Annotated in this window: 15 protein-coding genes; 8 read left to right on the forward strand and 7 right to left on the reverse strand. The window is 34.0% G+C overall.

Annotated features, from left to right (window positions below; all coding sequences use genetic code 11):
• Positions 1-9: 9 nt before the first annotated feature.
• Genes OD803_RS13065 through OD803_RS13075 form a run of 3 tightly spaced genes read right to left on the reverse strand, consistent with a single transcriptional unit; the run spans position 10 to position 1,153 of the window.
• Positions 10-492 carry a hypothetical protein gene (locus OD803_RS13065; protein ID WP_262733764.1) on the reverse strand — a complete coding sequence of 161 codons (483 nt, stop codon included), beginning with the start codon at positions 490-492 and terminating at the stop codon, positions 10-12.
• A gap of 35 nt (positions 493-527) precedes the next feature.
• Positions 528-995, reverse strand: a complete 468-nt coding sequence (locus OD803_RS13070; protein ID WP_262733766.1) for a hypothetical protein — start codon at positions 993-995, stop codon at positions 528-530.
• Positions 996-1,003: 8 nt separating this feature from the next.
• A complete protein-coding gene (locus tag OD803_RS13075; protein WP_161566759.1) occupies positions 1,004-1,153 on the reverse strand; it encodes a hypothetical protein in 150 nt (49 codons plus the stop codon).
• Between the two features lie 151 nt (positions 1,154-1,304).
• Here OD803_RS13075 and OD803_RS13080 point away from each other — a divergent pair, with 151 nt between their 5' ends.
• The 3 genes from OD803_RS13080 (at position 1,305) to OD803_RS13090 (ending at position 3,842) form a co-directional block, all read left to right on the forward strand.
• Complete coding sequence (locus OD803_RS13080) at positions 1,305-2,816, forward strand: hypothetical protein (RefSeq protein WP_262733767.1); 1,512 nt, start codon at positions 1,305-1,307, stop codon at positions 2,814-2,816.
• Positions 2,817-2,894: 78 nt separating this feature from the next.
• Positions 2,895-3,365 carry a hypothetical protein gene (locus OD803_RS13085; protein WP_131508974.1) on the forward strand — a complete coding sequence of 157 codons (471 nt, stop codon included), beginning with the start codon at positions 2,895-2,897 and terminating at the stop codon, positions 3,363-3,365.
• A 138-nt stretch (positions 3,366-3,503) separates the two neighbouring features.
• The gene (locus OD803_RS13090; protein WP_131508973.1) at positions 3,504-3,842 is read left to right on the forward strand and encodes a hypothetical protein; all 339 of its coding nucleotides are present in this window, start codon (positions 3,504-3,506) and stop codon (positions 3,840-3,842) included.
• A 33-nt stretch (positions 3,843-3,875) separates the two neighbouring features.
• Here the strand turns inward: OD803_RS13090 and hemL are convergent, their stop codons facing one another.
• From hemL to OD803_RS13105, 3 genes are read right to left on the reverse strand one after another with little or no spacing between them, the layout of a single operon-like run.
• Entirely contained in the window at positions 3,876-5,162 is a 1,287-nt protein-coding gene (hemL, locus tag OD803_RS13095; RefSeq protein ID WP_262733768.1) for a glutamate-1-semialdehyde 2,1-aminomutase, read from the reverse strand.
• A 3-nt stretch (positions 5,163-5,165) separates the two neighbouring features.
• Positions 5,166-5,981, reverse strand: coding sequence for a glucosaminidase domain-containing protein (locus OD803_RS13100; protein WP_262733770.1), 816 nt, complete (start codon positions 5,979-5,981; stop codon positions 5,166-5,168).
• Positions 5,982-5,987: 6 nt separating this feature from the next.
• A complete protein-coding gene (locus OD803_RS13105) occupies positions 5,988-6,878 on the reverse strand; it encodes a 1-aminocyclopropane-1-carboxylate deaminase/D-cysteine desulfhydrase (protein ID WP_262733772.1) in 891 nt (296 codons plus the stop codon).
• Between the two features lie 131 nt (positions 6,879-7,009).
• Here OD803_RS13105 and OD803_RS13110 point away from each other — a divergent pair, with 131 nt between their 5' ends.
• Positions 7,010-10,714 (forward strand): T9SS type A sorting domain-containing protein, encoded by a 3,705-nt coding sequence (locus OD803_RS13110; RefSeq protein WP_262733774.1) that lies wholly within the window; start codon positions 7,010-7,012, stop codon positions 10,712-10,714.
• A gap of 79 nt (positions 10,715-10,793) precedes the next feature.
• Here the strand turns inward: OD803_RS13110 and OD803_RS13115 are convergent, their stop codons facing one another.
• Positions 10,794-11,033, reverse strand: coding sequence for a hypothetical protein (locus OD803_RS13115; RefSeq protein ID WP_332006943.1), 240 nt, complete (start codon positions 11,031-11,033; stop codon positions 10,794-10,796).
• 134 nt (positions 11,034-11,167) lie between these two features.
• Between OD803_RS13115 and OD803_RS13120 the strand changes: the two genes are divergently transcribed.
• From OD803_RS13120 to OD803_RS13135, 4 genes are all read left to right on the forward strand, one after another.
• A complete protein-coding gene (locus OD803_RS13120; RefSeq protein ID WP_161566758.1) occupies positions 11,168-11,329 on the forward strand; it encodes a DUF5522 domain-containing protein in 162 nt (53 codons plus the stop codon).
• Positions 11,330-11,346: 17 nt separating this feature from the next.
• Positions 11,347-13,341: a urocanate hydratase gene (locus OD803_RS13125; RefSeq protein WP_262733810.1), complete on the forward strand. Its 1,995-nt coding sequence runs from the start codon at positions 11,347-11,349 to the stop codon at positions 13,339-13,341.
• An 18-nt stretch (positions 13,342-13,359) separates the two neighbouring features.
• On the forward strand, positions 13,360-13,905 hold the full coding sequence (locus OD803_RS13130; RefSeq protein WP_131508967.1) for a DUF4136 domain-containing protein: 546 nt from the start codon (positions 13,360-13,362) through the stop codon (positions 13,903-13,905).
• 125 nt (positions 13,906-14,030) lie between these two features.
• A complete protein-coding gene (locus OD803_RS13135; protein WP_262733778.1) occupies positions 14,031-15,707 on the forward strand; it encodes a SulP family inorganic anion transporter in 1,677 nt (558 codons plus the stop codon).
• The last annotated feature ends 29 nt before the right edge of the window (positions 15,708-15,736 follow it).

A 15,736-nucleotide genomic window follows, 5' to 3' on the forward strand; every position in this document is an offset into this window, starting at 1 on the left:
AACCAATCATCAAAACAAAAAAATCATATATATAATGATGCCTTCGGCAATTCCTGTTACGATGCTCATTCCTAAAATGTCCTTAATCTTGGTTTTTAAAAAGAATACTGTACTTAGTATCGCTATAATAGCTGCCAATAAGATTTCTAAAGCACCTATTTTAGACAGTAAAAATGTAATACCAGTAAATGCTACAGTAATTGCTACCGTAATGATGCAGAACTTTATTATTTCCTGTTTGCTATAATTACCTTCAATAAATCCTTTGCGTAAATCTCTTAATATTGAGAGTATAAAAAGCAATGGCACTACTGATAAAAATGGTGCAAAAATAACTTTGATGCCTTTTACTATAGACAAATCGTTGTAAAAGAAAAACGCAATTGCGGTAAACGCTAAAAGACCTGCAACAATTATAGATTGAAATGTGAATAGTAGTTCTCTTTTTCCTGAGTTACTTGTTGGTTTTGGAGTATTCATAATTGGATTCATAATATTAAATTTTGATGATTAAACTTTGTTTTGATTTAAGCTGATAAAAAGAATATGTGTATCGCTAATGACAATAACACACCACTTAAAATACCGTTAGCTCTTAAGTTGTTATACAGAATGTAATTAAGCACATAGCTACTAATAGTTGTAGAGTTTATTAAGTGCGCAAAAATTAAATTATCTTCAAGTTTTTGACTTGTTATTAGTTCTACAAACTGCATAAACAGTACACCTATAACAATAGTAGCAACCAGCAACACTGTTGCTGGTTTTTGGTTTTTTGCTTTGTATTCGTCTGTGTTTTGCGGTAAAAAATGTTCTATTAAAATAAAACGCACAAAAAACAACATTGGAATTGGGAATAGTATTGATGCTATAATTTTAATAACATCTTTTAAGGTTTTTATTTCGTCGTATCCTAAAAACACCAAATAAATAAACACCACTACCGAAATTCCTGTAGTAACAATAAAAGCTGTATTTAAATTTTTGAGTTTCATTACAGCCACTATTGGTTAATACTTGCAACAGTATTATTTGCCATAAAGGTGACACAGTTATTGTACTGCGTTACAACTTCTTTAGAAATAGATTTTGAAAAGATTGTAATTGTACCGAATACGATTACAAATACACTTACTTTTAAGAATGATTTCATAATATTTTGTTTTGTTGATTACACAGCAAATCTGCGACACTTCACAAAATATCAAAACACGTTTTTAAAATATTACTGACGATATATTTTATAATATACAGTTAAAAAATACTATATTTACTATTACAATTAATTATTTACTGACGATTAAATGACTGACTTAAAATCTATTATTTCTACATTTTCAAGCGAAGACCAACAGCGTTTTGTGTTGTATTTAGAAAAAAAGAACAAACGCAACGACACTAAAAACATTCAGTTATTTAAGCTATTAACTAAGGACGGTTTAACATCTAAAGACATCTGCATAAAACTTTATAAGAGCAACAAAGCAGATGCCTATCATGCGTTGCGCAAGCGTTTGTTTCAATCTTTAATCGATTTTATTGCGAATGCAAATCTAGAAGAAGAAAACTCTGTTGATATGCAAATTATAAAATACATTTTAGCTTCTAGAACATTCCTACTACACAATAACCCTAAAGTTGCTTACAAATTATTAGACAAAGCCGAATTATTAGCACAAGAGCACTACCTATTCCCTATTCTTAATGAAATTTACCATACCAAAATACAGTATGCTTACACCAATCCTACGGTTGATATCGACACACTAATAACCAAGTTTAAAATCAACCAAAAAAATCACTTTTTAGAAGAAGAACTCAATATTGTGTATGCAAAAATTAGACAAACATTACACAACATGACCTACAAAGGTGAGATTGTCGATTTTCAAACCTTATTAAATTCAACGCTAAACGAACACAACATAAGCGTTTCAGAATCTATGTCGTTTAAATCGTTATATCAACTCATGACCATTGTAAGTATTTCTGCTTTTGTCACTAACGACTATCTAAAAATCGAACCGTTTATCATCAATACTTACCAAAGCATTAAATCGCACAAAACCAAAAACAAGCAACCTTTTTATCACATTGAAGTACTTTATTTAATAGCCAATACACTGTTCAGAAACAAAAAATTTAATAACTCATTAGAGTATCTAAACCTGATGCATGAACAAATGTTACAGCATAAAAAGAAACACTACAATAATTTTAAACTAAAATACAACTTACTTACTGCTTTAAACTATAATTACACCAACCAACAAGACAAAGCCATAGCATTACTAGAAGGTTTTAGAGTACCAAAACATCCTGATATAGAATCGTTATTAGACATCTATTTAAGTTTAGTGATGTTTTACATTCAAAAAAACGAGTTCAAAAACGCTTTAAATATCTTTTCAAAATTTTACCATACTGACAATTGGTATATGCAAAAAGCTGGAAAGGAATGGGTTATTAAAAAGAATTTAATTGAAATTATTTTACATATTGAACTCAAAAATATCGACCTAGTAGAATCGCGTTTATTAAGTTTTAAAAGAACGTATCGTAGTTACCTAAAAAACATCAACCAAGAACGTGTAATTACATACTTAAATCTTGTGGAGTATTACTATAAAAACCCAGAGCAAGTCACCACAACAACGTTTAAAAACAAAGTAGAAAACTCATTTGTTTGGCTAGATGCAAAGCAGGAAGACATCTTTGTTATGAGCTTCTATTCTTGGTTAAAAAGTAAGATGGAACACCAACCACTATACACCACAACACTCAACTTAATCACTAAGGCTCAAACTGTTAATTAGTAGTTAAATTTCATCTCAATATTAAACCTTTTAAAACAACAGAAGTCAAAAGAACAAATAACTTTAAAAATAGACACGATGAAAAAAGCAATAATCATTGCGTTGGCACTAGTAGCTTTTCAAGCCAATGCACAGGAAAGAAAAAAAGATTTTAAAAAAGGAGAAAGAAAAGAACGAATGGAAATGATGAAGGATTTGACTCCTGAAGAATTTGCAACATTACAAACTAAACGCATGACACTTGAGTTGGATTTAACCGAAAAACAGCAAGAGCAAATGCAAGCTATTCATCTAGAAGAAGCACAACTTAGAAAAGCACAAATGGAAGAACGTCAAAAACTAAAAGATAGTGATGATGCCGAAAAGCCTTCTAAAGATGAAATGGTAAAACGAATGAACGACAGATTAGATCATCAAATAGAAGTAAAACAAAAAGTAAAAAACATTTTAAACGCTGAACAGTTTGAGAAATGGGAGGAGTCAAAAGCTAAGCATAAAGACAAAAGAGGAAAGCGTAAAATGATGAAAAAAGAACACAATAGAGATTAACATTTTTGATTGGTTGAGTATAGTTTTTTTGTTAATTGAAGCATCGAGATAAAACTCGGTGCTTTTTGTTTGTGATTATATCACAAAAATCATTAATTTAGTCAATCTATTTTTTTAAATACTTTAATCTTATCTATAATGAAAAAAATAATTACGCTTTGCTTATTTGCTTTTGCAATGTTACTTGGAGCACCTCAACTAAGTGCACAAAACAAACTTCAAATAAATCAAGCAGCTTCTGAAAAAGCAAAGGAACTGAAAAAAACCCTCAAATTTGATAACATTCAACAAGAAGAAGTGTATCAAGCATTTCAAGAGTACGAAAAAGTATATCAAAGAATAAGCTCTGACATGGAAAACAATAAAGAGCTTAAGCAAAAGATTGACTTAGTATTGGCTCAAAAAATGAAAAAAATATTAAACGAAGAACAATACACGAGATACAAAGAACTCTACAACGTAGAAGACGAAGAATAAAAAAAAAGCGGTTTTTAAACCGCTTTTTTTATTTTATAATGTTTTAGCTACTCTACTAACAGCCTCAATAGTTTTATCTAAATCTTCATACGATAAAGCATCACATAAAAACCAAGTTTCAAAAGCACTTGGAGCAATATAAACACCTTCGTTTAACATACCATGAAAAAAGGCTTTAAAACTAGCGTTATTTCCTTTAGCCGAAGTTTCAAAATCATAAACCTCATCTTTACAAAAATGAACCGAAATCATTGAGCCCACTCTATTGATTACATGATCTATGTTATGCTCTTGGAGTGTTTTTGTCATACCTTTGTGAAGGTATTCTGTTTTTTCAGCTAAACGTGTAAACAACTCATCATCTAAATTAATTTCGGTTAACATTGCTAAACCAGCAGCCATAGCTAATGGATTTCCACTCAATGTTCCTGCTTGATAAACAGCTCCTAAAGGTGCAAGGTGATTCATAATTTCATTACGTGCAGCAAAAGCGCCTACTGGTAATCCGCCTCCAATAACTTTTCCAAAGCAAACAATATCTGCATCCACATTAAACAACTCTTGAGCACCACCTTTAGCAAGTCTAAAACCTGTCATAACCTCATCAAAAATCAATAGAATATTATGAGCATCACATAATGTTCTTAGTTTCTGTAAGAAGTTATCTTTTGGTGGAATACAACCCATATTCCCTGCAACAGGCTCTAATATAATACACGCTATTTCATCTGCATTTGCTTTTATAAGCGCTTCAACATTATCAATATCATTATACCTAGCCAACAAGGTATCTTTTGCTGTACCTTCAGTTACTCCAGGACTATTAGGACTACCAAAAGTTACTGCTCCACTTCCTGCCTGTATTAAAAACGCATCGCTATGTCCATGATAGCATCCTGCAAACTTTATTATTTTCTCTTTTCCTGTAAACCCTCTTGCAAGTCTTACCGCACTCATACAAGCTTCGGTACCTGAGTTTACAAATCTAATTTTATCAATATTTGGCACCATACTAATTGCCAATTCAGCAATTTTAGTTTCAATCTCAGTAGGCATACCAAACGACGTTCCTAGTTTCGCTTTTTCAACCACAGCTTCTACAACTGGTTTATGTGCATGACCTAAAATCATTGGTCCCCAAGAATTAATGTAATCTATATATTGATTATCATCTTCATCAAAAACATAAGCGCCTTTTGCTGATTTTGCAAAAATTGGAGTTCCTCCAACAGCTTTAAACGCTCTAACAGGTGAGTTTACTCCTCCAGGAATTACATCTTGAGCTTCTTTAAATAAAGCACTACTTCTTTTATATAACATAAATTATTCAGATTTTATAATAAGCACCTGACCTATCGCAAGGTCATTATTACTCATATTATTCAACCGCTTAAGAGTTTCAACAGTTGTATTGTATTTTCTAGAAAGTGAATAAAGCGTATCTCCTTTTACAACTTGATGTGTAAGATGTCCTTCTTCAACAACATCATCATATTTGTTTGAAGGCCTACCAAGCACTTCTTCGTCATAACGATAAAGCTGATAGCGCTCAATTAAACTTATCAGTTTTTCTGGATATTTTCTATCGGTTGCATACCCTGCAGCTCTTAACCCTTTAGCCCAACCTTTGTAATCATCAATCTTTAACTGAAATAATTTTGAATAACGACTTCTTGATGTTAAAAACGTAGAATGATCTTCAAACGAAGAATTTGCATGATTGTATTTTCTAAAACATTCCTGAGAAGCATCGTCATCATGGTAAATTTTAGCACCTGTCCATCCATGACATTTAATACCAAAATGATTATTTGCTTCAACTGCCAAACGCCCTTTTCCTGATGCTGACTCCAGTATTCCCTGAGCTAAAGTAATACTTGCTGGTATTTTATATTTTCGCATCTCCTCCATTGCTATTCCACTATAAGTTGCAATATATGCATCAGTAGGACTAGCATAAGTTTTTGGAGAAGTATCTTCCTTTTCAGACGGATTAACTACAGTAGGTTCTTTTTCTGTTGGCCTTGAAACTTGTTCTGTTCTTGTAGTATTTCGTTTCTTTTTTGTAACAATTTTCTTTTTTGAACCACAGCTTAAAGCAATGGAACATAATAATAGTACAGCAAGTAGTTTTCTCATAAATTCTTAAACGATTAAAGGCCTATTTTGTTGCTTTAACTTTTGGTTCATTCCTTCAATTCCTTGTAAACCTCCAGTATGAATTGCTAATATTTTGGAACCTTTAGGAAAATAGCCTTTTTCAATTAAATCGTAAATACCAAACACCATTTTACCTGTATAAATAGGATCTAAAGGCACATTATGTTTACTCTTAAAGTTATTGATGAATTTTATTAAATCATCATTAGTCTTTGCGTAACCTCCAAAATGGTAATCGGTTATTAACTCCCAATTATTTTGTGTTGCAAATTTAGCAATTTCTTCTTGTAAAAAATCACCTTTTAACGCAGGAAATCCTAGAATCTTTTGATGTGAATTGCTAGAATTAATAACCCCAGAAATAGTACATCCTGTTCCAACAGGACAGCAGATGTAATCAAAAATGCTGTCTGCTTCAGTCAAAATCTCTTCACAACCTTTTACAGCAAGTTCATTAGTACCTCCTTCAGGAAGAAGGTAAAATTCCCCAAACTCTTCTTTTAAGTTTTTTATAAAATCCTCATTAGTCTTTTCTCTATACTGCTGTCTTGTAACAAACTTAAACTGCATGCCACAAGCGTAAGCAAAAGACAAAGTAGGGTTAGTCTTAAAATTAGTTTTAAGCTCCTCTCCTCTTATAATCCCTATAGTTTTAAACCCAAATTCTTTACCAGCTGCTGCAGTTGCTGAAATATGATTTGAAAAAGCTCCACCAAAAGTCAGTAATGTATCAATATTTTGGTGTTTTGCAAACTCTAGATTGTATTTTAGCTTTCTTAGTTTATTTCCAGACACAAATTTATGATTGAGATACTCAGCTCTCACAAACAAACGATTATCAATATTTAAAGTATTTTTAATAGGTTTTTTTTGCATTTAAACAGTTTTTCAATAAAATTTCAAAAACAAACGTTAAAACTATAATTATTTTTCATAAATTTAACATTATAACTCACTCCAAATCTATCATTTAAATAACTAATCTAACATTTACAACAAGTAATGTTATGGCTAATTTAATGTTTAGGTTTATGATAAGAAAATTACCCCTCTCATCTCTGTTAATATTTTCTTTTTGCATATATAGTTTTAGTCAAACTAATAATTGCAATAATTTAGCTTCAGGAGAAATTACTGTAAGCACAAGTTGCAACCCAGTATCATTCAATAGCAACAACAATACTAATTATTGGGATGGCGCAACAGGCTGTAATGCAGGTGACTTTGATGATGCATGGGGCTGGTTTGTTGCCACCAGCAACTCAACAACAATAATATATAACACTAGCGACAATAACCGAGACCCTATTTTAACTCTTTTTACAGGTGGATGCAATACAAATATGACAAGTATAGCATGTGCGGATGATGGATTAGATGGCGATTCTGAAACTATTAATTACGCAACAACACCAGGAGTAACATACAGAGTAAGAATTCAAGACTGGAATAGTAATTCTAATATGAATGGCACCATTTGCGTATATTCTTCAACCCCTCCATCAAACGACAATTGTGGAGGTATCAATCTCACATCAAATTTACTCACCTGCAACAACACAAGCGGCACCACAGTAGATGCAACTCCATCTGGTTTAACATCATGTTATTTTAGCAATGCAAATGATGATGTATGGTATAATTTTACTGCTTTGACTGACACTCATACCATCACTGTAACCGAAGGAACTCTAGACGATGCTGTTTTTGAAATATTTTCCGGCACTTGCGGCTCTTTGACTAGTGAACTCTGTGTAGATGATTATTACACTAATGAATCAGCAGAAATAACTGGCTTCACGCCTGGAAACACTTACTATATAAGAGTACATAGTTATGGTAACAACCCTGGAACTTTTGACATATGCATTACACACCCTTGCCTTCCTGGTAATGGCACAGGCACCACAGCTTTAGCTTGCCCAAGTGTTGATGTTATGGATAGTGGAGGAAATGACACTGCAACTATTAATTGTACTTCACCTTCCTCCGTAGACTTAGAAGCTAACTATCTAGAACTAGGAGAAACCACAAGCTATAACGTTGAAAGCATAGCTTACAACCCACCTTATCAATTTGATTGTTTAGCAAACCCTGTAAGTGTAAATACTGACGACGTATGGTCTCCTACAGTTAATCTTCCTTTTGATTTCTGCTTCTACGGACAAACATATAATTCGTGTGTAATTGGTTCAAATGGAGTGATCTCTTTCGACAGTTCACTTGCTGGAGGCCCTACAGGATGGAGAATCGACAACAACTTACCAAACAATGTAGCTAATGCCTCAAATGGCACTACCGATTACTTTTACGGCCCATCAATTTTCGGAGTACATCACGATATTGACCCTAGCGCTGGCGGAGAAATAGCTTGGGAACTTATAACTCTTAACACTGGCTGCAGAGCTCTTGTTGCAGCTTGGAGTGATGTACCAATGTATGATAGCGCCAATTGGGGAGATGGTAGTGTGCTTTACTCAGGAATGATTGTTTTTTACGAAAACACTAATGTCATTGAAATTTATATTGAAGAAAAACAATTAGACGATAGCCCTTTTGTTCCTCCTATTTGGAATAATGGTCGCGCTCAAGTAGGTCTCCAAAACAATACAGGTACTTTAGCCTCAGCTGCTCCTGGAAGAAATGACATCAATACTACCTGGACTGCAACTAACGAGGCATGGCGTTTTGTTCCATCTGGAAGCTCTATCACTGATTTAAAATGGTATGCTAATTCAATTTCACCTGCTAATGAAATTATTGACCCAGATGATGATGGTATCATTACCGTTTCACCTACATCTACAACAACTTACATAGCCGAAGTAACCTATAATCTTTGCAACAGCTCTACAATTGTTGAAACAGATAATTTCATCGTTACTGTTAATGGTGTAAAAATATGGGATGGCTCTGAAGCTACTAACGATTGGATGGAACCACTCAATTGGTCTGATGACACTATTCCTACTTCAGCAGACTGTGTAGTAATTCCTATCACAGGAAATGACCCAGTACTTTACACCAATAACACTGGAGATGGATTAAATCTTACAGTACACGATGGAGCAACTTTAACAGTACAATCTGACGCCTCTGTCACAATTGTTGACTTTGTAGACATACAAGGTGTAGGAACAATTCAAATCAATAGTAGTGGTAGTTTAATTCAAGTTAATGATGTACCAACTGTTCCAAATACAGGCAACATCACAATGAACAGGGATGCTAATATAAGAGGTACTGATTACGTATATTGGTCATCTCCAGTCAATAATTTTAATGTAAATAATGTTTCCCTAGGCACTTCAACAAATTATATTTACGAATGGATTACAACTATACCCAATGGTTTTACACCTCCTCCTGTTATTCCTATTTGTTTTGGAAACTGGTCAAACTCAGCAGGATCCTTAATGCAAAATGGGAAAGGATATATTGTAAGAGGTCCAGATGCTTTTACCAACACTCCTGCTACTTTTACCGCAACATTCAATGGTGTAGCCAATAATGGTATTATCACCAAAACTATTAATAGCGGAACCAACACAAACACAAATAGTAATTTCTCATACAATCCGTATGGCAATGATTTATTAACCGTAACTCCATTTGATGACAATTGGAATTTACTAGGCAACCCATACCCTTCAGCCCTTGATGCTCAAGCATTTTTAACCCATCCTAATAATACCATTATTGAAGGAGCAGTTCATATATGGACTCATGGCAGCATTCTAGGAACTTATACCGATTCATTTTATGAAGACTATGTATTAAATTATAATATCTCTGACTATGTAACATATAATTTCTCTGGGACCAATACCTATCAAGACGAATCATTTAGTGGACAAATAGCCTCTGGTCAAGGGTTCTTTGTTTTAGCACTTAATGATAGTGAAACTGGTAGCGTTACATTCAACAATAGCATGAGACAACTGTCAGCAAGCTATGATAATAGTCAGTTTTACCGAACACAATCAAGCAACAATGTAAATTACAATACTGAATCAAGCCTAGAAAAGCATCGTATTTGGTTAAACTTAGTATCTCCTAGTCAATTATCCTCTAGCATATTAGTAGGTTACATTGAAGGAGCTACAAATCAAAAAGACCGCCTTTATGACGCATACAATAAAGAGTTCAATGCATTAAACTTGTACTCTAAAATTGATGACAAAGGAATGATCATACAAGGAAGAGCTTTACCTTTCGACCAAAATGACCAAGTACATCTAGGTACAGTTTTAACTGAACCAGGGATTCACACTATAGCTATTAGCAATGTAGATGGCTTATTCACTAATGAAGACCAAAACATATATCTAGAAGACACTTATACCAATACAATACATGATTTAAAAATTTCGCCTTATATCTTTAGTGTTAGTCAACCAACAACATTTGACGACCGTTTTATCTTAAGATACACCAATGAAACACTTGACATCGACAAAGATGACGTTAGAAGTCAATTAAGTATCTCTGCTCCTAACGGTGATTATATTAAAGTAAAATCCGAAACAAACACTATAGATTCTGTAATTATCTACGACCTATTAGGCAGAAAATTATTTGAGCAAAAGAATATTAACCAATTAGAATTTATCATACAAGACAGTAATCTTTCGGATGCCACATATATTGTAAAAGCTACTCTTACTCAATCTAAGAAACAAAAAATCCAAAGAATCATTTTAAAACAGTAAAAAATTAATATATAGCACTTCACTACAAAAAGGCCTATCCAATTACGTTAGGTCTTTTTTGTATCTAACTTGAATAAAACTATAAATACTTTAAAAAACTATACAACCTACGATACTTTAAATAATCAAGCTGAGCTTCCTGAAAGTAAGCTTCTCGCTCAAAAGAAATATTTCTGTAAGCTAAACTCCATCTTTTATACTGCAAAAGTCTTATAAGAAACTCAAAACCATAAATCACAAAAAAAGGAATAATCAACAATTCTATTTGTTGTTGTAAATGAATTCGCTCATGATTTAAAAGCACAGCATCTTCTTTCAAAGCTTTATACTTTAAGAATACAAAAGGGAAAATTGTAACCCCGACATAACCTTTAGGCACTATATATTTCGAAACCAATATCATAGTCTTGAAACTTCAAAAATCAATCCAAATTACATTATCTTTGTTAGATTATGAAAAAAATCATTCCTATTGAAGAAGGAGATTATTACTTAACTCCTGAAGGCTATCGCTGTTTCACAGAGCAATACCACCTAAAACGTGGCTATTGCTGTGAAAGCGGATGCAGACACTGCCCATACGGATTCAATAAAAAGCAATTAAAAAGAAACTAATGTCAACAACAACTAACATATCTTTTAAAGAACAAATACTACAAGGAATACCAAACACATTACCTAATCCTAAACCTTATGAAGCTTCTATTAATCATGCACCTAAACGCAAGGAGATTCTTTCTGATGAAGAAAAAAAATTAGCGCTTCAAAATGCGTTGCGCTACTTTGAACCGCAACACCACGCAACACTTCTTCCTGAATTCAAAGAAGAATTAGAGACTTATGGACGCATTTACATGTATCGTTTTCGTCCAGATTATAAAATGTATGCACGCCCAATTGATGAATATCCTGCCAAATCAAAGCAAGCTGCAGCTATCATGTTAATGATTCAAAACAATTTGGATTATGCTGTTGCACAACATCCACATGAATTAATTACGTATGGTGGCAATGGCGCTGTGTTTTCCAACTGGGCGCAGTATTTATTAACCATGCAATATTTAGCAACCATGACTGACGAGCAAACGCTTGTTATGTATTCTGGTCATCCTATGGGTTTATTTCCATCACATAAAAACGCGCCTCGTGTAGTTGTTACCAACGGAATGATGATTCCTAATTATTCCAAACCAGATGATTGGGAAAAATTCAACGCTCTTGGCGTTACACAATACGGACAAATGACAGCCGGAAGCTATATGTATATTGGACCTCAAGGCATTGTTCACGGCACAACAATTACCGTTTTAAACGGATTTAGAAAAATAAACAAATCTCCTAAAGGACATATTTTTGTCACCTCTGGTTTAGGCGGAATGTCTGGTGCGCAACCAAAAGCAGGCAACATTGCTGGCTGTATTACGATTTGTGCAGAAGTAAATCCTAAAATCACTCAAATTCGATTAGATCAAGGTTGGATTGATGAAAAAATTTCAGATTTAGATGAATTAGTAACACGAGTACAAAAAGCGCAAACAAACAAAGAAACAATATCAATAGCATATCTAGGAAATGTTGTTGAAGTATGGGAAAAATTTGATAAATCTAATATTCATATTGATTTAGGAAGTGACCAAACTTCATTGCATAATCCTTGGGCTGGAGGTTATTATCCTGTTGGATTATCTTTTGAAGATGCTAACGACATGATGGCAAATAATCCTGACCTATTCAAAACCAAAGTTCAAGAAAGTTTACGTCGTCATGCAACTGCTATTAACAAACACACAAAGAAAGGCACTTATTTCTTTGATTACGGAAATGCCTTCTTGCTCGAAGCTTCTCGTGCTGGTGCAGATGTTATGTCTGAAAACCCAACTATTGGTCGTGAATTTAAGTATCCAAGCTACGTGCAAGATATTATGGGACCAATGTGTTTTGATTACGGATTTGGGCCATTCCGTTGGGTTTGTACTTCGGGTAAACCAGAAGATCTAGCAAAAACAGATGCTATTGCTTGTGAAGTTTTAGAAGAAATCATGAAAAACTCACCTGAAGAAATCCAACAGCAAATGGCTGATAATATTCAGTGGATTAAAGGTGCTCAAGAAAACAAATTAGTTGTAGGCTCACAAGCCAGAATTCTTTATGCAGATGCCGAAGGTCGAATGAAAATCGCTAAAGCATTCAACGATGCCATTGCAAAAGGCGAAATAGGCTACGTTGTTCTAGGTCGTGATCATCATGATGTATCAGGTACAGATTCACCTTATCGTGAAACCAGCAATATTTACGATGGTTCTCGTTTCACTTCAGATATGGCTATACACAATGTTATAGGAGATAGCTTCAGAGGAGCCACTTGGGTAAGTATCCACAATGGTGGTGGCGTTGGCTGGGGAGAAGTTATTAATGGTGGGTTTGGTATGGTTCTTGATGGTACTAATGAAGCAGAAACACGCTTAAAATCAATGCTTTTCTGGGATGTAAACAATGGTATTTCCAGAAGAAGTTGGGCAAGAAATGAAGGTGCTGTTTTTGCTATAAAACGCGCTATGGAACAAGAACCTAATTTAAAAGTTACGGTTCCTAATATAGTTGACGACAAACTAATGGACTCGTTATAAACTCAAATAAAAAAGAATATGAAAAACACATTAAAACTATTAAGCTTTGTAGTTATTACTACAATCTTCACATCATGTAGCTCAGTGAGAGTTGCATCCGACTATGATAAAAGAGCAAGTTTTGACAACTATAAAACGTTTGCCTTTTTTAAAACAGGTATTGATAAAGCAGAGATTAATGACATTGACAAAAAACGTATTCTACGAGCTATTGAAAGTGAACTTTTGGCCAAAGGATACACAAAATCTGAAAACCCTGATATCCTAGTAAGTATCTTTACCAAATCAAGAGAAAAAGTAAATGTCTACAACAATGGCTGGGGACCTTACGGATATGGTTGGGGTTGGAACCCATGGTATTGGGGACCTTACAACAACACTTCTGTTTCAACTTCAACAGAAGGAACACTATACATCGATTTAATTGATGCCAACAAAAAAGAATTAGTTTGGCAAGGTATGGGAACTGGATATTTGACTAAAAATATTGATAAAAAAGAAGAACGAATCAATGAGTTTGTTGCTAAAATCATGGAAAAATATCCTCCTGAGCTAAATCAGTAAAATCTTTTTATATAATTTAAAAAAGCATCAAACATTAGTTTGATGCTTTTTTATTTATTCTTCAATAGCACGCATTTTAGGCTTAACCTATAAAAACTTATATTTGCGGCTTCAAAAAGTAAATTATGATTTTAGGTCAAACTACAAAAAAGAATTTTACCCAAAACCCTAAAGACGATATTTTATCAGGCCTTACAGTTGCATTAGCATTAGTACCTGAAGCTGTTGCTTTTGCCTTTGTTGCTGGCGTAGATCCTTTAGTTGGATTGTACGGTGCTTTTATGATGGGAATCGTTACCGCTTTGTTTGGTGGTCGACCAGGAATGATTTCTGGTGCTACTGGCGCAATGGCTGTAGTTATGGTGCACCTTATTCAAAAAGGAAATGAAGTTGGTATTAATTTAGATACACCTATTGAAAACCTTGGGCTTCAATGGCTTTTTATTACCTTACTATTTGTTGGTGGTATTCAAATTTTGGCAGGTGTTTTTAAACTCGGAAAGTTCGTTAGGCTTATTCCACATCCAGTAATGATGGGATTTGTAAACGGTTTAGCCATCGTCATTTTCTTATCACAATTAAAATTATTTCCTAATGCTGTACCGCAGGATATTTCATTTTTTGACAATACCTCTGAGTGGTTCTCAGCATTATTCTCAAATGCTGCTTTTTGGAAAATGATGGGCTTCATTGGATTGACAATGGGAATTATGTACGGACTACCTAAACTCACCAAAAAAATTCCTGCAGCTTTAGTTGCAATCCTTGTTGTAGCTTGTATTACGATTTTTGGTGGAATTGAAATGAGCACTGTTGGTTCTTTTATTGCAGAAGGCGGCGGAAAAGGTTTAGAAGGTGGATTACCAACATTTCAAGATCAAATTTTCGGATTATTCGGAACACTCGTTGGACATTGGGATATGATTATTTCAACTGCTTTTATATTGGCTGCTGTAGGTTTAATCGAATCTCTAATGACCTTAAACCTTGTAGATGAAATCACTGAAACAAGAGGTAATGGAAACCGCGAATGTATTGCTCAAGGAAGTGCTAATATGCTAAATGGTTTATTTGGTGGAATGGGTGGTTGTGCTATGATTGGTCAATCTATCATCAACGTAGATTCTGGTGGTCGTGGTCGTTTATCTGGCGCATTTGCCGCAGTAGCTTTGTTAGGTTTTATTCTATTTGCTGCACCATTAATTGAACAAATTCCAATTGCTGCTTTAGTTGGCGTGATGTTTATGGTAGTTATCGGAACATTCGCTTGGTCTAGTTTTAGAATCATTCGTAAAATACCTATTGCTGATGCCATTGTACTTATTGCTGTTTCAGCAATTACCGTTTGGAAAGATTTAGCAGTAGCTGTTATCGCTGGTGTAATAATTTCTGCATTAGTATTTGCTTGGAAAAACGCAACAATGATTAGAGCACGAAAACGTATGCAAGCAGATGGCACAAAAACTTACGAAATTTGGGGACCGTTATTCTTTGGGTCTATTCAGAGTTTTAATTCTAAGTTTGATGTAAAGAATGATCCTGAAAACGTTGAAATAGATTTTGTAGAGTCTCGCGTCAGTGACCATTCTGCTATGGAAGCTATATTCAATTTAGTGAATAAATATGAAGCTGCTGGCAAGAGCTTAAAATTGAAACATCTTAGTGAAGACTGTAAAGCTTTAATGTATAAAGCAAGCCCTAAGTTTAAAGAAGTTATTGTCGAAGACATCAATGATCCTCGCTATTATTTAGCAGCCAATCCTGAAGAATTTACAAAACCGCTTTCGGAATACGATTTATAAAAGAAAAGCGACTCAATTGAGTCGCTTTT

It is taken from the genome of Gaetbulibacter sp. NE, assembly GCF_025548475.1.
Taxonomy (GTDB): Bacteria; Bacteroidota; Bacteroidia; order Flavobacteriales; family Flavobacteriaceae; genus Gaetbulibacter_B; species Gaetbulibacter_B jejuensis.